The 18,555-nt window shown below is 62.3% G+C and carries 17 protein-coding genes and 3 pseudogenes; 12 read left to right on the top strand and 8 right to left on the bottom strand.

Annotated features, from left to right (window positions below; genetic code table 11):
* Positions 1-44 precede the first annotated feature (44 nt).
* On the bottom strand, positions 45-1,559 hold the full coding sequence (ilvA, locus tag DQ405_RS00365; protein ID WP_168422397.1) for a threonine ammonia-lyase, biosynthetic: 1,515 nt from the start codon (positions 1,557-1,559) through the stop codon (positions 45-47).
* A 154-nt stretch (positions 1,560-1,713) separates the two neighbouring features.
* On the opposite strand from ilvA, the gene rpiA reads away from it, so the two are divergent.
* The gene (rpiA, locus tag DQ405_RS00370) at positions 1,714-2,385 is read left to right on the top strand and encodes a ribose-5-phosphate isomerase RpiA (RefSeq protein WP_168422398.1); all 672 of its coding nucleotides are present in this window, start codon (positions 1,714-1,716) and stop codon (positions 2,383-2,385) included.
* Between the two features lie 88 nt (positions 2,386-2,473).
* Positions 2,474-2,820 (top strand): annotated as a pseudogene (locus DQ405_RS00375) (YegP family protein).
* A gap of 42 nt (positions 2,821-2,862) precedes the next feature.
* On the opposite strand, the gene DQ405_RS00380 reads toward DQ405_RS00375, so the two are convergent.
* From DQ405_RS00380 to DQ405_RS00395, 4 genes and pseudogenes are all read right to left on the bottom strand, one after another.
* Positions 2,863-3,765: an SdiA-regulated domain-containing protein gene (locus DQ405_RS00380; RefSeq protein ID WP_168422399.1), complete on the bottom strand. Its 903-nt coding sequence runs from the start codon at positions 3,763-3,765 to the stop codon at positions 2,863-2,865.
* Between the two features lie 103 nt (positions 3,766-3,868).
* A complete protein-coding gene (locus DQ405_RS00385; protein ID WP_168422400.1) occupies positions 3,869-4,780 on the bottom strand; it encodes an SdiA-regulated domain-containing protein in 912 nt (303 codons plus the stop codon).
* 104 nt (positions 4,781-4,884) lie between these two features.
* Positions 4,885-5,549: pseudogene (locus DQ405_RS00390) on the bottom strand (fumarylacetoacetate hydrolase family protein).
* A 17-nt stretch (positions 5,550-5,566) separates the two neighbouring features.
* The gene (locus DQ405_RS00395) at positions 5,567-6,961 is read right to left on the bottom strand and encodes an FAD-binding oxidoreductase (protein ID WP_168422721.1); all 1,395 of its coding nucleotides are present in this window, start codon (positions 6,959-6,961) and stop codon (positions 5,567-5,569) included.
* A 200-nt stretch (positions 6,962-7,161) separates the two neighbouring features.
* Between DQ405_RS00395 and serA the strand changes: the two genes are divergently transcribed.
* Positions 7,162-8,391 carry a phosphoglycerate dehydrogenase gene (gene serA, locus DQ405_RS00400; protein ID WP_168422401.1) on the top strand — a complete coding sequence of 410 codons (1,230 nt, stop codon included), beginning with the start codon at positions 7,162-7,164 and terminating at the stop codon, positions 8,389-8,391.
* A gap of 59 nt (positions 8,392-8,450) precedes the next feature.
* Here the strand turns inward: serA and DQ405_RS00405 are convergent, their stop codons facing one another.
* The 3 genes and pseudogenes from DQ405_RS00405 to DQ405_RS00415 form a co-directional block, all read right to left on the bottom strand.
* The gene (locus DQ405_RS00405) at positions 8,451-8,738 is read right to left on the bottom strand and encodes a hypothetical protein (protein ID WP_168422402.1); all 288 of its coding nucleotides are present in this window, start codon (positions 8,736-8,738) and stop codon (positions 8,451-8,453) included.
* A 127-nt stretch (positions 8,739-8,865) separates the two neighbouring features.
* Positions 8,866-9,180 carry a hypothetical protein gene (locus DQ405_RS00410; protein WP_168422403.1) on the bottom strand — a complete coding sequence of 105 codons (315 nt, stop codon included), beginning with the start codon at positions 9,178-9,180 and terminating at the stop codon, positions 8,866-8,868.
* Positions 9,181-9,390: 210 nt separating this feature from the next.
* Positions 9,391-11,090 (bottom strand): annotated as a pseudogene (locus DQ405_RS00415) (OPT/YSL family transporter).
* A 280-nt stretch (positions 11,091-11,370) separates the two neighbouring features.
* Between DQ405_RS00415 and DQ405_RS00420 the strand changes: the two are divergent.
* From DQ405_RS00420 to DQ405_RS00460, 9 genes are all read left to right on the top strand, one after another.
* Positions 11,371-11,955, top strand: a complete 585-nt coding sequence (locus DQ405_RS00420) for a helix-turn-helix transcriptional regulator (protein WP_168422722.1) — start codon at positions 11,371-11,373, stop codon at positions 11,953-11,955.
* Complete coding sequence (locus DQ405_RS00425; protein ID WP_168422404.1) at positions 11,943-12,353, top strand: CsgE family curli-type amyloid fiber assembly protein; 411 nt, start codon at positions 11,943-11,945, stop codon at positions 12,351-12,353. Before DQ405_RS00420 ends, DQ405_RS00425 begins: the two co-directional genes overlap by 13 nt.
* A 120-nt stretch (positions 12,354-12,473) precedes the next feature.
* A complete protein-coding gene (locus DQ405_RS00430) occupies positions 12,474-12,962 on the top strand; it encodes a curli production assembly protein CsgB (RefSeq protein ID WP_168422405.1) in 489 nt (162 codons plus the stop codon).
* Positions 12,963-12,985: 23 nt separating this feature from the next.
* Entirely contained in the window at positions 12,986-13,912 is a 927-nt protein-coding gene (locus DQ405_RS00435) for a hypothetical protein (RefSeq protein ID WP_168422406.1), read from the top strand.
* Between the two features lie 42 nt (positions 13,913-13,954).
* The gene (csgH, locus tag DQ405_RS00440; RefSeq protein ID WP_174824637.1) at positions 13,955-14,401 is read left to right on the top strand and encodes a curli-like amyloid fiber formation chaperone CsgH; all 447 of its coding nucleotides are present in this window, start codon (positions 13,955-13,957) and stop codon (positions 14,399-14,401) included.
* Positions 14,402-14,600: 199 nt separating this feature from the next.
* Positions 14,601-15,611 carry an SDR family oxidoreductase gene (locus DQ405_RS00445; RefSeq protein ID WP_168422407.1) on the top strand — a complete coding sequence of 337 codons (1,011 nt, stop codon included), beginning with the start codon at positions 14,601-14,603 and terminating at the stop codon, positions 15,609-15,611.
* A 135-nt stretch (positions 15,612-15,746) separates the two neighbouring features.
* The gene (locus tag DQ405_RS00450) at positions 15,747-16,349 is read left to right on the top strand and encodes an outer membrane protein (protein ID WP_168422408.1); all 603 of its coding nucleotides are present in this window, start codon (positions 15,747-15,749) and stop codon (positions 16,347-16,349) included.
* A gap of 70 nt (positions 16,350-16,419) precedes the next feature.
* Positions 16,420-17,097, top strand: coding sequence for a response regulator (locus DQ405_RS00455; RefSeq protein ID WP_045160296.1), 678 nt, complete (start codon positions 16,420-16,422; stop codon positions 17,095-17,097).
* Entirely contained in the window at positions 17,094-18,491 is a 1,398-nt protein-coding gene (locus tag DQ405_RS00460; RefSeq protein ID WP_168422409.1) for an ATP-binding protein, read from the top strand. Before DQ405_RS00455 ends, DQ405_RS00460 begins: the two co-directional genes overlap by 4 nt.
* Positions 18,492-18,555: the final 64 nt, after the last annotated feature.

Here is an 18,555-nt window from a genome sequence, read left to right on the forward strand (position 1 = left end):
TTGATCGGCGCCTGCCTGATTACAGCGGCTACAGCCACACGGCGCTAACCGAGAAACAGCTGATAGGCCGGATTGTCCGTTTCGTCCCAGTAGCGGTAGCCGATTTTGTCCAGCGCCGCCGGCAGTAGATGACGATCTTCGGCAGGCACTTGCAAGCCAGCGACCACGCGGCCGTCGGCGGCACCATGGTTGCGGTAATGGAACATCGAGATGTTCCAGCGCCCGCCCAGATTGTTGAGGAAGTTGAACAGTGCACCGGGTCGCTCTGGAAATTCGAAGCGAAACACCACCTCGTCGCTGACGCCGGACGCATGCCCGCCCACCATGTGACGCGTATGCAGCTTGGCCAGTTCATTGTCGGTCAGGTCGAGTACCGGGAAGCCCTGCGCGCGCAGGCTTTCGACGAGCGCCAGGCGCGGGTCGTTTTCCGGATGGGTCTGTACACCGACGAAGATGTGCGCCTCGCGATTCTGATGGTAGCGGTAGTTGAATTCGGTGATCTGGCGCTTGCCGATCGCTTCGCAGAATGCTTTGAAGCTGCCCGGCTGCTCGGGAATGGTCACGGCGATGATCGCCTCGCGCTTCTCGCCCAGCTCGGCGCGTTCGGCCACGTGGCGCAGCCGGTCGAAGTTGACGTTGGCACCCGAATCGATGCCCACCAGCACCTGATCGGCCACGCCGTCGCGCTCGACATAGCGCTTGATTCCGGCCACCGCCAGCGCACCGGCCGGCTCGGTGATCGAGCGGGTGTCGTCGTAGATATCCTTGATCGCTGCGCAGATCTCATCGGTGCTGACGGTGATCACCTCGTCCACATGGTGACGGCAGATATCGAAGGTATGCTGACCGATCTGCGCCACCGCGACGCCGTCGGCAAACAGCCCAACCTGCGGCAGCACCACGCGCTCCCCCGCCGCCATGGCTTGCTGCAGGCAGTTGGAGTCGTCCGGCTCGACGCCGATGACCTTGATTTCAGGTCGCAGGTACTTGATATACGCGGCCACGCCCGCAATCAGGCCACCGCCGCCCACCGGCACGAACACGGCATCGAGGCGGCCCTGGTGCTGACGCAGGATTTCCATCGCCACGGTGCCTTGGCCTGCGATCACATGCGGATCGTCGTAGGGGTGGATGTAGACATAGCCCTTTTCCTCGACCAGCTTCAGCGAGTAAGCCAGTGCCTCGGGGAAGGCATCGCCATGCAAGACGACCTTGCCACCACGGGCGCGCACGCCCTGCACCTTGAGCTCTGGGGTGGTGCGCGGCATGACGATCGTCGCCTTGATACCCAGCTCACGTGCCGCCAGCGCCAGCCCCTGGGCATGGTTGCCGGCCGAGGCGGTAACTACGCCACGCGCCAGTTCCTCGGGGGACAGCTGCGCCAGCTTGTTGTAGGCGCCGCGAATCTTGAAGGAAAACACCGGCTGAAGATCCTCGCGCTTGAGCAGAATCTGGTTGCCCAGCCGCTCGGAAAGCTGGCGTGCAGGCTGCAACGGGGTTTCGACGGCGACGTCATAGACGCGCGAGGTGAGGATCTTCTTGACGTACTGTTCGAGCATCGTGGGCTATCTTGGCGGGCATTGCGGGGTCAACGAGTCTACCCCGCGCAAAACCCGCCGACCACCGGCAATCGGCAGGTAATCGGGGTAAGACCCATCGGGACGCTCTCGTTATACTTTGCGCCTCCATTCTTTCGCCCCGGACCCTTACGCCATGACCCAGGATCAACTCAAACAGGCAGTCGCACAGGCCGCTGTCGACCTCATCGTCCCACAGCTCACTGACCGCAGCATCGTCGGCGTCGGCACCGGTTCCACCGCCAACTTCTTCATCGACCTGCTGGCCAAGCACAAGGGCTTCTTCGATGGCGCCGTGGCCAGCTCCGACGCGACGGCAGAACGCCTGAAAGGTCACGGTATCCCTGTTTACGATCTGAATTCGGTGTCGGAACTCGAGTTCTACGTCGACGGCGCGGACGAAACCAACAGCCATCTGGAGTTGATCAAGGGCGGCGGCGCGGCGCTGACCCGCGAGAAGATCGTGGCAGCGGTAGCCCGGACCTTCATCTGTATCGCCGATGGCAGCAAGCTGGTCGAGCGCCTCGGCGAGTTCCCGCTGCCCGTCGAGGTCATCCCCATGGCCCGCAGTCATGTCGCGCGCGAACTGGTCAAGCTGGGCGGCGATCCGGTCTACCGTGACGGCGTGGTGACCGACAACGGCAACGTGATTCTCGACGTGCACAACCTGATGATCGGCTTCGCGCCGGACCTCGAAGCGCAGATCAACAATATCGTCGGCGTGGTCACCAATGGCCTGTTCGCTGCACGCCCGGCCGACGTTCTGCTGCTGGGCACCAAGGACGGCGTGCAGACGCTCAAGCGCTGAACGAAACGGCGACATCCGTGATGTGCGGCTACGCTTGCCTGGTGCAGAACATCAGCGATGTGCAGACCACCAACAGGAGGGTGTCGTCATGTCAGGCAAGTTCCAGCTGAAGAAGGTCAGCAGCGGTCAACTCCATTTTGTGCTGGCGGCCAGCAATGGCCAAATCATATTGCCCAGCGAGCAGTACAAGGCCCACGCCTCTGCGCTGGCCGGCATCGACTCGGTACGCAAGAACCCGGGCGCGAGGGAGCCTTCGAAATAAAGGATTCCAGCAACGGCAAGCATTACTTCGTGCTCAAGGCGACCAACGCCCAGATCATCGGTCAGAGCCAGTTGTATAGCAGCCTGCACAGCGCGCAACAGGGCTGCGACTTGGTCCGCCGGCACGCCGCCGATGCCGATCTGGAGGACGAAAGCGCCCGTCCGGCTGCCTGAGCCGACGCTGTCCGGGTGGTCGAAGCGGTACCGACCCTCGGATCACTTGCGAAAGACGTAGAACAGGTTCGGTTCACTGACCAGGTAAAGCGTGCCGTCGCGGCCCATCGCGATCCCCTCGGCCTGTGGAATGTCTTTATCCAGACCCTGATCACCGGCGCTGAGCGACAGGCTGCTGACGGGCTTGCCGTTGGCATCCAGCTCGACCATCAGGCGCGACTCGTCCGACAGCGCCAGCAGGTGCCCGGTCCTTTCATCGAACTGCAGACTGGACAGGTCCCGGACGAACAGATCGGCATCACGCTGGCGATCTTCGCGGACGTGAACCGCGAGCGGTCGGTCCTCTTCGCGGTAGGGGAAGCCCTCGATCTCGTATATCCGCACCGGATCGCGCTCCTTGCCAACGAACAACCGTTTGCCCGCCACGTCGTAGGCCAGTCCCTCGAAGCCCTTGTTGCCGTTGCGCCCGATTCCCAGCGATAGCTGTTGTGCGTCAGCGGCGTCGATCACCCTGGCCTGCTCATCGACCTCGACACGCAGCAGCCGTTGCGAGCGCTCATCACTGATGACGTATACGCCGCGGGAGATGTACTCGATCGCTTCCGGATCGCCGAACCCGAGCAATGGGATGGCGCGCAGGATCCGGCCCTCCAGGTCCAGTTCGAGCAGATGCGGCTTGCCGTTGGTGACGGCGATCAGGCTGTTGCGGTCCGGATCGAAGGTCAGCCCTGACAGATCATCCGCGATGCCAACGACCTGTCGCGCCTGGATAACCGCCCGGTAGTCGGGTAGCCACAGCGAGCTGGCCTGGCGCTCTTCCGCCTGGTGCCATTGCGAAAAGTTGAACCAGGCACGCTCGAACAGCTGAAAGCGCAGGCCAGCAAAGAGCGCCAGCAACAGGCCGAGGCCGACCGGCACAGTCAGTATCTTGAAAGCACGACGCATGTCGCCGCTCCGCTAATGGGAAAGACCCGATTGTGCGCAGTCGTGCTTACTTGAACCTTAACCGACGAAACGCCACCCCGCGTGCTGCCTGGCAGGTCGCGCGCTACCGGTGCCGCCTGAAGACATAGAAGCGGTTGGGTTCGGCAACCACATAGATGTTGCCCTCGCCATCCATCGCTACACCTTCGGCCTGATCGATGCCCTCCACCAAGCCGTTAAGGCCGTCGAACAGGCTGATGAAACTGCGCGGGGTCCCCTGCAGGTCCAGCTCGACCAGCAGCCGTGACTCATCGGAAAGCATCAGCGTGTGGCCAGTACGGGGATCGACGGCCACCGAAGAGATATCGCGCACCAGCAACGGATGATCGGGCAGCGCCTCGAGTGTGCCAGCCGCGCCGTCTTCACCGGGAAACGGCAGCTCGAACAAGCCCTGCGGGCCGCGTTCCTTGGCCAACAGCATGCGCCGGGTACGCGGATTCCAGGCCAGCCCCTCGAAACCCTTGTTGCCTGCATCATCGAAACCCAGGTCATAAGTGGCGAGGTCATCGAGATCAAGACTCTCCACGCCAGGCGCAAGCCGGAATACCGCAACCAGACGGCGTCGCTCGTCAACGATCCCCAGTTGACCATCGCCCAAAGCTTCGACTGCCTCGGGATCAGAGAATCCGGTCAGGGCTATACGCCGCAGCACCACGCCGCCGGGGGAGAACTCCACGAGCTGCGGGTTCTGGCCGGTCACCGTGAACAGCGTGCCGGTCGCCGCGTTCCAGGTCAGCCCTGAGGTTTCGTCTTCTTCCAGGCCGACCAGGGTGGTTTGCAACACCAGCTCGTAATCGGGCAACCAGATACTTTCGGCGCGCTGTTCGGCGTCGATGGATTGCTCCTGCCAATAGAGTTTCAGCTGATCGTCCCAATGCAGCAGCCAGCCCGTTAGCATGACTGCCACGACGGTAAGACTCAGCATCGCGTAGAGAAACAAGCGCAGGCGGGATGATCGGGCAGCAGTGTCAGGCATGGAGGTCAGCCGCAGAAAAGGGCTGTGATTACAGCATGACCGTCAACGGCGAGGATACGCAGCAGACAGGCCGGATACGCCAAAACGTACCCGGCCCGGGCCAGTCAGAGCACGCGACTCTCGAAGCGAGACAGTCCGACCAGCTCCAGCACCAACTGGTCGCCCTGGTTCAGCGGGCCGACACCGACCGGTGTACCGGTCAGCACCACGTCGCCCGGCTGCAGGCTGAAGTGCCCCGCGATGTGCTGCAGCAGCGGCAGGATGGCATTGAGCATCTGGCTGCTGTTGCCATCCTGGCGAACCTCGCCGTTGATCGTCAGGCGAATGCCGATCTCGTTCAGATCGCTCACCGCATCGCCTGGCACGAACGTGCCAGCACACAGGCACCGTCGAAACTCTTGGCAATTTCCCAGGGATGGCTCTTTTCCTTCAGTCTGGCCTGCACGTCACGCAGGGTCAGATCCAGCGCCGGGGCGAAGCCGGAGATCGCGTCGCGGACTTCTTCTTCGTTCGGCTTACGCGACAGCGGCTTGCCGATCAGCACGGCGATTTCGGCCTCGTAATGCACCGCGCCGCGGTCGCTCGGAATGCTGAAACCACCGTCCAGCGGCACCGTGCAGCTACCGGCCTTGATGAACAACAGCGGCTCGGTCGGCACCGGGTTGTTCAGCTCCTTGGCGTGCTCAGCGTAGTTGCGGCCGATACAGACCACCTTGCCCAGCGGGTAATGGATCGTGGTGCCGTCGGTGTACTGGTGCTTGTAGGTCATGGAGAGTTCCTGTCTGTTCAAACAGCGAAGATCTTGCCCGGGTTCATGATGCCGTTCGGGTCGAACGCCGTCTTGATCGCCTTCATGTAGGCGATTTCGGCCTCAGAACGGCTATAGGTCAGGTAGTCGCGCTTGGTCATGCCGACACCGTGCTCGGCGGAAATGGAACCGTTGTACTTCTCGACCGTCTCGAACACCCACTTGTTGACCGATGCGCACTTGTCGAAGAACTCGTCCTTCGACAGCGCATCGGGCTTGAGGATGTTCAGGTGCAGGTTGCCGTCGCCGATGTGGCCGTACCAGAGCACTTCGAAATCCGGATAGTTGCTGGTGACGATGGCGTCGATGTCGGCGAGAAACGCCGGCACCTTGGAAACGGTCACCGAGATATCGTTCTTGTACGGCGTCCAGTGCGAGATGGTTTCGGAGATGTATTCGCGCAGCTTCCACAGATTCTGCAACTGCTGTTCGCTCTGGCTCATCACGCCATCGACCACCCAGCCTTCGTTGACGCAATGTTCGAAGGTCGCCAGGGCCTGCTCGGCACGCTCTTCGGTGGTCGCCTCGAATTCCAGCAGCGCATAGAACGGCGTACGGGTCTCGAAGGGCGCGGGAATATCGCCGCGGCCGAGAATCTTGTCCAGGCACCTGTCGGAGAAAAACTCGAAGGCGGTCAGGTCCAGCTTGTCCTGAAAGGCATGCAGCACCGGCATGATCGACTCGAAGTCCGGCGTACCCAGCACCATCGCGGTGAGATTGGTCGGCTGGCGCTCCAGGCGCATGGTGGCCTCGACGACGAAGCCCAGTGTGCCCTCAGCGCCGATGAACAGCTGGCGCAGGTCATAACCGGTGGCGTTCTTGATCAGGTCCTTGTTCAGTTCGAGCAGATCACCCTTGCCGGTGACGACCTTCAAACCGGCCACCCAGTTGCGGGTCATGCCGTAGCGAATCACCTTGATGCCGCCGGCGTTGGTAGCGATGTTGCCGCCAATCTGGCTGGAGCCGGCCGAAGCGAAGTCCACCGGATAGTAGAGGCCTTTGTCCTCGGCGAACTGCTGCAGCTGTGCGGTGATCACGCCCGGCTGGCAGACCGCGGTGCGATCCATCACGTCGAAGGCGAGGATCTGATTCATGTAATCGAAGGAGACGACCACCTCACCGTTGGCCGCCACGGCCGCAGCGGAGAGGCCGGTACGTCCGCCCGACGGCACCAGCGCGACCTTGCGCTCGTTGGCCCAACGAACGATGGCCTGCACCTGTTCGATGGTCTTCGGGAACACAATGGCCGAGGGTGCCGGAGCGAAATGCTTGGTCCAATCCTTGCCGTAGGCATTCAGCGAATCGGCATCGGTCAGCACCTTGCCAGGCTCGACCAGGGTCGTCAGCTCATCGATCAGGGCAGCATCGGTCATCATGGGAACTCTCATTCGATTCATGGTCACCCTGAGTACGCTTCAGCTCAGGACATAGGGTGTTTCGAGGGGCCCGTATGCTAGCATACGGACCCCTTTGAAACGTGCCTCGGCAGACTTCCCGACACCGTATCTACCCGGTTCGGCCAGCCTTTGCTGGACACATCAGTCCTCTTTTCCGGCCTAAAGGTTTTACGCAGATGAGCCAGACCTCTCTCGACAAGAGCAAGATACGTTTCCTTCTCCTTGAAGGCGTCCACCAAACCGCCGTAGATACCCTCAAGGCTGCCGGGTACTCGAACATCGAGTACCTGACGGGTTCGCTGCCCGAAGCCGAACTGAAGGAAAAGATCGCCGATGCGCATTTCATCGGTATCCGTTCCCGGACCCAGCTCACCGAGAGCGTCTTTGACGCGGCGAACAAGCTCATCGCCGTCGGCTGCTTCTGCATCGGCACCAACCAGGTCAACCTCAATGCCGCCCGCGAGCGCGGTATCGCAGTATTCAATGCGCCCTACTCCAACACCCGCTCGGTAGCCGAGCTGGTCCTGGCCGAAGCCATTTTGCTGCTGCGCGGCATCCCCGAGAAGAACGCCTCCTGCCATCGCGGCGGCTGGATCAAGTCGGCGGCCAATTCGTTCGAGATCCGCGGCAAGAAGCTCGGCATCATCGGCTACGGCTCCATCGGCACGCAGCTGTCCGTGCTCGCCGAGGGCCTGGGCATGCAGGTGTTCTTCTACGACGTGGTCACCAAGCTACCGCTGGGCAACGCTCAGCAGATCGGCTCGCTGCATGAACTGCTCGGCATGTGCGACATCGTCACCCTGCACGTGCCGGAAACCCCGGCTACCCAGATGATGATGGGCGAAGACGAGATCCGCGCAATCAAGCAGGGCGGCATCCTGATCAACGCCGCCCGCGGTACCGTGGTGGATCTTCAGGCCCTGGCCAACGCAGTCAAGGACAAGCACCTGATCGGCGCGGCAATCGACGTGTTCCCGGTCGAGCCGCGCTCCAACGACGAAGAGTTCGAAAGCCCGCTGCGCGGCCTGGACAATGTCATCCTCACGCCGCACATCGGTGGCTCGACCGCAGAGGCCCAGGCCAACATTGGCCTGGAAGTCGCCGAAAAGCTGGTCAAGTACAGCGATAACGGCACATCGGTGTCTTCGGTCAACTTCCCGGAAGTGGCGCTGCCATCGCATCCCGGCAAGCATCGCCTGCTGCACATCCACCAAAACATCCCTGGTGTGATGAGCGAGATCAACCGTGTGTTCGCCGAGAATGGCATCAACATCGCCGGTCAGTTCTTGCAGACCAACGAGGAAGTCGGCTACGTCGTGATCGACGTCGATGCAGAATACTCCGACCTGGCCCTGGAAAAGCTCCAGCAGGTCAAGGGCACCATCCGCAGCCGCGTACTGTTCTAAGCAGAACGTTGTTAAAAAGGGAGGCCTCGGCCTCCCTTTTTTTTGGCATCCCGCGACGCTCAGCTGGCCGGCGCGGGATTGCCGCTGGCTTCACTGCCACGACGCTCTGGATCCGGCTTAGGCCGGCGCTCGATCGGCTCGGCCGGTGGTATCTCAGGCGGCGCCTCGAGCGTGGGTGGGCGTGGCTGACGCTGGCTATCATCCCGGTCGATGATTTCTTGTCGTGGCTCGCGATTGTCCAACGGGTGCTCTCTGCTTTTTTCCGGCAAGGTCGGCCCGGTGCCGGTCGCGAGTGCGGCGGAAGCCAATGCCAGGCTTGCTACAAAAAACGGTAGACGCAGGTCCATAGCTCACTCCTGAAGAGGCAGCTCGATGGGCCTTACGCAACAACATCGACCATGCGTCTGGGCGTCAGGGCTGCCGCACAAAAAAGCCCCAGCCAGAGACCGGGGCTTTCATCTGGCTGTGGCCGTATCAGTTACCCGTGCCGCCAGAGCCGCCGGTACCACTTCCAGCGCCTGAACCGGTCGCGCTGTTGCCAGTGCCGGTCGTGTTGCCCACGCTGGTCCCGGTACCAGTGCCGGGTCCTGCTTCCTCGCCGCTTTCGGTAGTGGTGCCCGCACCGGTGGTCAGGCCCGAGCGGTTGGTGTCATCGGTGGTTGTGCCATCCATCGACTCATGTTTGGTTTCGCCGCTGGTGGCACTGTCCATATCGGTGGTGCCCGCTGCGAAGACACCCGTGGACATCAGACCGGCTAGAGTCAAAGCAGCTAGTTTATTCGTTTGCATGTGCGCTCTCCTTTTTCCATGGGGTACCTCTAATCCGGCAGCGGCCAGGCGCAGGGGTTGCATCGAGCGCATTACAAATTCTTTCTTGAACGGCGAAAGGCCACGCCAGACCGGCCGCCGCGAGCGACCATTTGTCGGCGATCACCACGTGTGACCACTCGTCGCTCTGGCGATCGCATCGGACAGCCGCCATGCGGCATCGCTAGCGTCTCAGCGAAGCAGCTGCGCCAATGAAATGCCAACCCCGGCCATGCTCTCGCCTGCCACCAGCCCCGCCGCCGCGACGATGACGAAGCGCTCGGCGAGACTGCCCCAGCGCGCAGCGAACAGCCAGGCCAGCAGCGCACCGAACGTCATCATCAGGGAGATCGAGGCCGGAATGATGAAGGCCAGCCCCAGCGCCGCGGAGCTCGGCAACCAGCGCAACCGCCAGACCGGCAGTAGCCCTTCGAGCGTACCCAGCAGCACCCCGGCGAGCGCACCAGCACCGATCGCCCAGCGAACGTCAGTGCCGATCGAGTCCAGCCCCTCCGTCAGCGCCTCGGCCACGGCCTTCCAGGTGGCCACCGCCGGTGCGGGCCATTCAGCGGTGATCAGCATCGTCTGCGGGTCGGGAATCAACAGCTGGTAGATAAACACCCCGACCAGGCTGCCAACCAGTATGCCCAGGCATTGCGCGACCACCTGACGCGACGCGTCGCACCGATGGCGTGCCCGACCTTGAAGTCATTGAGCAGGTCGGTGCACTGCCCCGCCGCACCGCCAGCAGTGTTGGCACTCATCAGATTGATCGCCACCTGGCCGGGTGCGATGGCGCCGAAACTCAGTTGCGACAACTGACCAATGGCACCGATCGGTGGGATGCCGGTGGCACCAACCACACGCGCCGCCACCATCGCCAGCAGCAATGCCAGGGGAATCGACAATGCCGCCAGCAGCGGATGGATGTCGAACAGCGACACCTGCATCAATACAACCAGTACCGATGCCGAGGCCAGCCCGAGCAACGGCCGCATTGCCGGACGACGTAGGCGCAGGCGGCGCTGTGAGTCCTCTCGTTGCGCCCGCAACAGACGCAGCCCGAGGGACGTCAGCGTGGCGCACACCATCAGGCTCACGCCCGGCCACAGCAGCCACTCGATCAACAGAGCGAACTGCGGACCACTGGCGCCAGCCGGCATGTTCACCAACCCTTCGGCAATCAGCCAGGGCGCGAGCAGCCCCCAGGCCAGAACGGCGCCGAGCAACAGCGACAGACCGACCCGTAGGCCGATGATGCCGCCGAAACCCAGCAACAGCAGCGACGGTTCGAAACTAAAGGTGAGCCGCTCCAGCTGCGCACTTGGCGCCCAGCGTGGCAACGTCCACAGCAGACTGTCGATCAACTTGCCCAACGCCGCTAGCACCGCGGCAGCGCCGAGGACTATCAACCGCCTGGTCGCTTCCGCGCCGTGGCTGTAGATCTGCTGCATGGTCGCCAGGGTCGCCATGCCCTCGGGAAAGCGCAGTTGCGCCTCGACGATCAGCGATGGGCGCAGATACCAGGCCACCCAGATACCGAGAAAGCTCACCGAGAACACCCAGGCGGTCAGGGGCAACGCATCCAGCTGCTGCCCGGTGATCAACGTATAGGCGGGAATCGGCGCCACCAGACCGCTGGAAATGATCGAGGCGGCGGACGAGGCGGCGGTCTGGTTGATATTGCTTTCGTGCAGGGACCAGGCCGGCCAACGAAAGGCTCGCGCCAGGGTCTGCCAGATCGCGAAACCGACCAGCAGCGCAATGATCGACATGTTGAACGACCAGCCGATCTTCAATCCCGAGTAGATATTCGAAGGGGTCAGCAGGGCTCCGAGCAGCAAGCCGGTGAGCAACGCGCGGAGTGTAAGTTCGCGTGGGGGTCTGCTCATGCCGGCTCCATCGTATGGGTGATTGACTCACCTTAGTCCATTCGGTCCACGGGATGCTTTTCTCAACCGCCCGTCGGGTTCTCCTCTTTCCAGCGCAGATCGCTGCTCAATCGCGGCTTGGACGCTGAACTTCATCATTTTGCTCCGGTCGTTTAGTAACTTTTCTATGCGGCACAACGGCACCCAAGACCAAGGATTGAACATGGACGAAGCGGATTTCACTCACCAGGACCGTAACCAGCCTACCGTTACCCTGCTCACCGGCAATGAACTTCTGGGACTGTTCTTCAAACATTTTCTTGGCGAGCAAGCTCAACTGGACGTCGCCCTGGCGCGGCTCGAGGAAACGGCCGGAACGACCACCGATCTTTATCTGGTTGACGCAGGCAACAGCCAGACCGAACAACTGTCCACGCTTCTCGATCAGCTCAACGAGCAGACACCCGTGGCACTGGTCAATATCGCGCCGGAACAGGCCGAACAGCTGGTAGACAAGCACCCCGGGATTCGTGGCGTTTTCTACAGCCACGCCACTCGTGAGCATCTACTCGATGGCATCCAGGTATTGCTCGACGGCGGCGACTGGCTACCGCGCATCCTGACAGAACGCCTGCTCAGCCAATGGCGGCGGATGCGTCAGCTGGCCGGCAGCAAGCCATCGCTGACCCTGCGCGAGCGCGAAATTCTCAGCCTGGCCGGCAAGGGCCTGTCCAACGCCGAAATAGCCGAGCAGCTCTGCTTGAGCCCGCACACTATCAAGAGCCACATCCACAACCTGTTGCGCAAGATTGGCGCCTCAAACCGCGCCGAAGCAGCGTTTCTGCTACGTGGCCGTCTGGATTGGTCCGAGTCGTGTCACGCCTGACGCTCGGCCTGCTACTGCTCGTCCTGCTCAGCCCACTGCAGGCGCAGGAGACATCGGAACAGGCAGAGCACGAGGCGGAACTGAGCGGGCTGATCATCGACAACACCATCACCCGCTTCGGGCACGACTTTCACCGTTACCTGAGCTTTCAGCTGCAGGACGCCAGCGAGCTCGAAAATGACCTGGTGGTTCGCGAACGGCCTTCGGCGCGCTGGGGCAGTCTGGTCTGGGTTGAGTATGGCCAACGCACCGTCTACCGCCGCTTTCTGCAACCCAACGTCGCTGAAATCGAGGCGATTGCCACGCAAGCAGCGCAGCTCATTCTCGAAGAGATCAACCGCAGCAAGCTGCAGAACCTGCTTCAGGATACCTTCGACATGGATCGCGATGAGCTGTAACTATCACTTGGCAGACTTAATTCGCTCCACTCATCGCGAAGCGGTTGTTTTGCACCGTTCGATGGATGTTCACCGCGTCGTCTCCCGTCAAGAATCCAAGCACTACTCCGAGGTGCCTGCATGGATCGTATAGCGCTGTTTCGCCGCGGCTTGTTCGCCGCCCTTTTGCTCGTTTCCCACGCCTCGCTTCAAGCGGCCGACCTGCTGGACAACGCCGACCTGGCCGAGGGATCGCTCAACCTTGGCAGCGCCGCGGCGCTCGCCCTGCAATTACCCGACGGGCAGACCGCGCGGGTGCTGCAGCAAGGCAACGACAATCTGGGCGACCTCAGCCAGATCGGCGAAAACCAGCTTGCCAGCATCGTTCAACAGGGCAGCGATCAGCAGGCCTTCATCCTCCAGCAGGGTGACAACCAGCTCGCCAGCATCCTTCAGATCGGCCAGGGCAATATCGCCGACATCAGCCAGATCGGCAGCGACAACCAGGCCGCGATCGCCCAGGTGGGGGCCAACAACAACGCCAGCATCGAACAAATTGGCAGTGGCTTGAGCAGCACTGTCATCCAGTACGGAAGTGACCAGCGCATACAAGTCGTCCAACACCGATAAAACAAAAAAGAAAAAGGATTGCCATGCGCAGCAAGCTGTCTCCCGTCGCACTCACATTTTTATTGGCCATTGCCAGCGATCTGCAAGCCGACAACAGCCTACGGATCGAACAAACCGGCACCGACAACACCGCCAATGCAGAGCAGAGTGGCGTGCTCAACGAGGCTGTGATCAGGCAGAACGGTACCGCTAACACGGGCTCGATCTTTCAGGCCGCCGAGTCGAACCTGGCCACCATCGTGCAAGTCGGTAGCGGCAACCAGGCCACTGTCGACCAAGGCTCTGAAAGCCACTTCGGTAGCGCGAGCGTCTATCAGCAGGGAACCGGCAACCGCGCCGAGGTCGAGCAGAGCTGGTACGCCAACGACCTGCAAATCAGCAGCGTCGGCGACGGTAACTTCATCTCCGCCACGCAACAGGGTTTCGCCCAGGCCGAGGCGTATCAGATCGGTAATGACAACTCGGTGACCCTCACCCAGGATGGCGTCTACCACGGTACGCGGATGGCTGTTTACCAGGTCGGCAATGAGAACCTGGCCTCCATCGATCAGGGTGACGCCGGTCAGATCACACTCGCCCAGAACGGCAACCAGAACAGTGCACAGATCGCGCAGAACACGCTGTTCGGTGAGATCACGTTCAATCAGGCCGGCGATGACAACCTGTTGACCGTCGAACAGACCGGAAGAGGCCACGAATTCCGGGGCTCGTCGACTGGGAATGGCAACACTGTCGAACTGATGCAATGGTTCGATGGCAACCAGGCCAGCATCGTCCAGAACGGCGACGGCAACCTGGCCGACGTTCGCCAGCTGGCCGAATACAACGAGGCCCGCGTCAGCCAGATCGGTTCTGCCAACCAGGCCTTCATCATGCAGAGCGCCGCCGGGATGAACGCGGTAATCCAGCAGTCCGGCACCGGCAACATGGCGACCGTCAACCAGCGCTAGCAGACTGGCGCACTTATACGGAGCCTAAGGGAGATGCTAACGATGACCCTCGCTTCGTGGCTTCTCGCAGCCGCCCCCGCAATGGTTGAGGCACAGCTCGATCTGATCGCCGAAAGCCAGGACCGCTTGGCGCTGCGACTATGTTTCAGCAGCTCACAGGCGCACCAGATCGAGTATCGATTAGAGGTCGCCACAACCGGCGCCGCCGGGACCAGCCGAACGCGCCAGTCCGGCAAGTTGACCAGCCGCAGCGACAACCAATGTCCGATCAACAACCGCCTCGGCCTCTCGGCCAATGGCCGCGTCGAGGCCACAATGGACTGGTGGGTCGATGGCCAGGCGCAGCCCAAGATCCAGCGCAGTCATCCAGCCATGCAACCCATTCGCCCAGGCCCGCCACAAGAGCCTCCCCAGCAAGACAAGCCGCGTGATGCCGAAGCGCTGGTCGCCTCCGTCCAGCCACAACCGGACGAGCCGCCCCGCCGCTAGCCGCAGCGACCAGCCCACCGAGCAACTGAGCGCCGGGCACCAGGATATGACGGCAATGGCGCTTCGGGTTCGCGCCCTATAGGCATGCTCGGCACAGACAAAACGAACCATTGACCGCCATCCATCACCTGCCCGGAACCGCAAGCGGGCCTACGGCTTCTACCGAGCCCACCCCTGCTGGTTAGCCGAGGAGACCCCGATGCGTATCTCTCTGAAACCCGTGCACGAACAAGTCATCGTCATCACCGGAGCCTCGAGCGGGATCGGCTTGGCCGCCGCCCGCCTCGCCGTCGAGCAAGGTGCCCGCGTCGTGCTGGTCGCGCGCAACGAAATGACCTTGGCGGATATCGAGCGCGACCTCAATGCCAGTGACCGTGTATTGCATGTGATGGCCGACGTGGGTGATCGCGCGCAGCTCGAACGCGTCGCCAGCGAGACCATTGCCCGGTTTGGCGGTTTCGACACCTGGATCAACAACGCCGGCATCTCGGTCTGGGGACGCTTCGACGAGGTCAGCGACGCTGATCATCAGCAGGTCATGCAGACCAACTTCTGGGGCACTCACTACGGCTCTTCGATCGCGGTGAAGCATCTGCGCGACAAGGGCGGTGCGCTGATCAACATCGGCAGTGTCGAGTCGTCCAATGCTCTGCCGTTTCACAGCAGCTACAGCGCCAGCAAGCACGCGATCAAGGCCATGACCGACGTGTTGCGAGTCGAGCTGCAGAAATCCGGCACACCGATCTCCGTGACCCTGGTTCGGCCCTCCTCCACGGATACGATGTTCATGGATCACTCGAAGAACTACCTCCCCAACGCCCCGGTCTTTCCACCGCCGGTCTATGCGCCAGAGGTGGTTGCTCGAGCGATTCTGCATGCAGCCGAGCACCCACAACGCGACGTCTATATCGGCAATGCCAAATTGTTGTCGAGGCTGGCCCAGAATGCGCCGCGCCTGGCCGACTGGGTCAACCGCACCTTCGTTTACGACGCCCTTCAGAGCGACCGCCCGGACCGCCACCGCGACGGCGCGCTGTACGCCGGCGACGTCGGTCGAGCGGGTGACGGTAAGGCCAGCGGAGACTATCCCGGCAGAGTGCTGACGCGCAGCCTCTATACCCGCGCCACGCAACACCCGGTGGCAACCACGGCGGCCGTGGCGGTAGGTGCCGCCGCACTGCTCGCCTTGCTGGGGCGCCGCGGGCGCTGACCAATTGGACGGCGCCGCGCCGCTGCGCCGTTTTTTCGGTCGTTCAGCTCAGGTTCAGCCGGGGTTCAGGCGCGGTTCAGGGGGTCGCAAGCAGGATGGATACGTGACTTATCCATGCCTGCAAAGGAGCGACACATGAACAAACTGCATACCCTGGCCATCGCCACCAGCCTGAGCCTCTTCACCCTTGGCGCCCACGCCGCCGATAACTTCGCTGGTCTCACCTGGGGCGAGAGCACGGTCAATGTCGACCGCTCCAGCACCTTGAAACAGAACATGGGGCCGGATCGCTTCGATGACATCATCAAGAACAGCGGTACCTGGGGTGTCCGTGCCGGTCAGATGACCGACGAAGCGCGCTACTATGCCACCTACGAAAACGTCTCCGATGACTACGGCAGCTCGCTCAAGCTGCGCCAGCAGAACCTGATCGGCAGCTACGACCTGTTTCTGCCAGTGGGCGACACCACCCGCCTGTTCGGCGGTGCCAGTGCCGGTGTGACCAAGCTTGAGCACGAGTCCAGCGGTTACCGCCGTGACAGCGACATCGGTTACCTGGTCGGCTTGCAAGCCGGCGTGCTGCAGGAGGTCGGTAGCAACGCGTCGATCGAGGCCGGCTACCGCTACCTGCGCAGCAATGCCGGCACTGAAGTGTCCGAGCGTGGCGTTGGCAAGGTTGGGTCGATCGACGTGCACAGCAGCAAGCAGGCCTACCTCGGCGTGAATTATCACTTCTAAGCCGCACGGCTTGCCTCAAGAAGAGCCACGGCCGGGATCGCCCCGGCCGTTTTCATGGCAGGAGTAATCAATGAAAGTGCTGGTGGTGGAAGACGAGGCGCTGCTGCGCCACCACCTACTGACTCGCCTGAGCGAAAGCGGCCATATCGTCGATGCGGTGGCCAATGCCGAAGAGGCGCTGTATCAGACCCGCGAATACAACCATGACCTGGCGATAGTTGATCTCGGACTGCCAGACATCAGCGGGTTGGACCTGATCCGGCAGCTGCGCAGCAATGGCGAGCGCTTCCCCATCCTCATCCTCACCGCGCGCGGCAACTGGCAGGACAAGGTCGAAGGACTCGCTGCCGGCGCCGACGACTACGTTGTCAAACCCTTCCAGTTCGAGGAGCTTGAGGCACGGCTCAACGCGCTGCTGCGTCGCTCGTCCGGCTTTACCCAGGCCAGCATCGAGGCTGGCCCGCTGAGGCTCGACCTCAACCGCAAGCAGGCGCTGGTCAACGACGAGCCGCTGGCACTGACCGCCTTCGAGTACCGCATTCTCGAATACCTGATGCGCCACCAGCAGCAGGTGGTCGCGAAAGAGCGACTGATGGAGCAGCTCTACCCGGACGACAACGAGCGCGATGCCAATGTCATCGAAGTGCTGGTCGGTCGTTTGCGCCGCAAGCTGGAAGCCCACGGCGGACTGAAACCGATCGATACCGTGCGCGGACTGGGTTATCTGTTTACCGAGCGCTGCCGATGAGCCGGCGCTGGCGCCGCTGGCGGGTGTTGGCGCGTACCTCCCGTCGAGGCAGCCTGTCGCTGCGCCTGCGGCTCATGCTCGGCGCCACCTGCTTGGCCATTCTGTTCATGCTGGCCCTGCTTCCGGTGTTGCAAGCGGCATTTAGCCTCGCCTTCGAACGCGTCATCGAGGAGCGCCTGGCTGCCGATGCCAATACCCTGATTACCGCATCGCACCTGAAGAATGGACGTCTGGTCATGCCCGATCGGCTGCCGGACGAGGAATTCAACCTGCCGAACGCCAAGCTGCTCGGTTACATCTTCGACCCGCAAGGCAAGCGGCTCTGGCAGTCGCGCTCGGCCGAGGACGAAAGCATCGACTACCAGCCGCGCCCGGGCGGCGACCTCACGGAGTTCAAGCGGGTACGAGACGCCGATGGTCTCGAGTACTTCGTCTACGACGTCGAGCTGCGATTGACCGATGAGCCGCGCCAGGCGTTCAGCTTCGTCACCATGCAGCCCACCAGCGAATACCGCAGCCTGTTCGAGGAATTCCGCCAACAGCTCTATCTGTGGCTGGGTGGCGGCTTACTGGTGTTGCTGACGCTGCTGTGGCTGGGCCTGACCTGGGGCTTCCGCTCGTTGAGGCGACTGAGCCACGAATTGGATCAGGTCGAGTCCGGCCGGCTGGACAGACTCAGCGAACAGCATCCGAAGGAATTGCTGCGTCTGACCCGGTCACTGAACAGACTGCTCGTCGGCGAGCGCCGCCAGCGTGAGCAATACCGCAACTCGCTCGGCGATCTGGCGCACAGTCTGAAAACCCCGCTGACCGTGCTGCAGAGCGTGGGCGAGGTGATGAGCGCGCAGCCGGGCAATCGCGAACAAGCCCGCGTCATGCATGCGCAGATCGAGCGAATGAGCCAACAGATCGGCTATCAGCTGCAACGTGCGAGCCTGGGCCAGAGCGGCCTGGTACGCCATCGAGTCCCCCTACATCCGCTGCTGGTACGCCTATGCAGCACCCTGGACAAGGTCTACCAGGACAAGCGGGTGCAGGTCGACCTGCACCTGTCGCAGGATGCGACCCTACCGCTGGAGCAGGGTGCACTGATGGAGCTGCTCGGCAACCTGCTCGAGAACGCCTACCGCCTCTGCCTGTATCAGGTACGCGTCAGCTTGAAGCAGGACGCTGATCGGCTGTGGCTGAGCATCGAAGACGACGGCCCAGGCGTACCGGTCGATCAACGCGCACGTATCCTGCGTCGCGGCGAGCGCCTGGATGCCCAGCATCCCGGTCAGGGCATCGGTCTGGCGGTGGTCAAGGACATTCTCGACAGCTATGGCGGTGAGCTCCGGCTCGACGATTCCAGCCTGGGCGGCGCTGCGTTCAGGCTTAGTCTGCCTATCGACTGATTTGCCGAAGCGCATGCGGTGGCTGCCCGTCGCCAGTGGCTGCTGCTACAGTAGAACCACCGCC

It is taken from the genome of Pseudomonas sp. SST3, assembly GCF_003325755.1.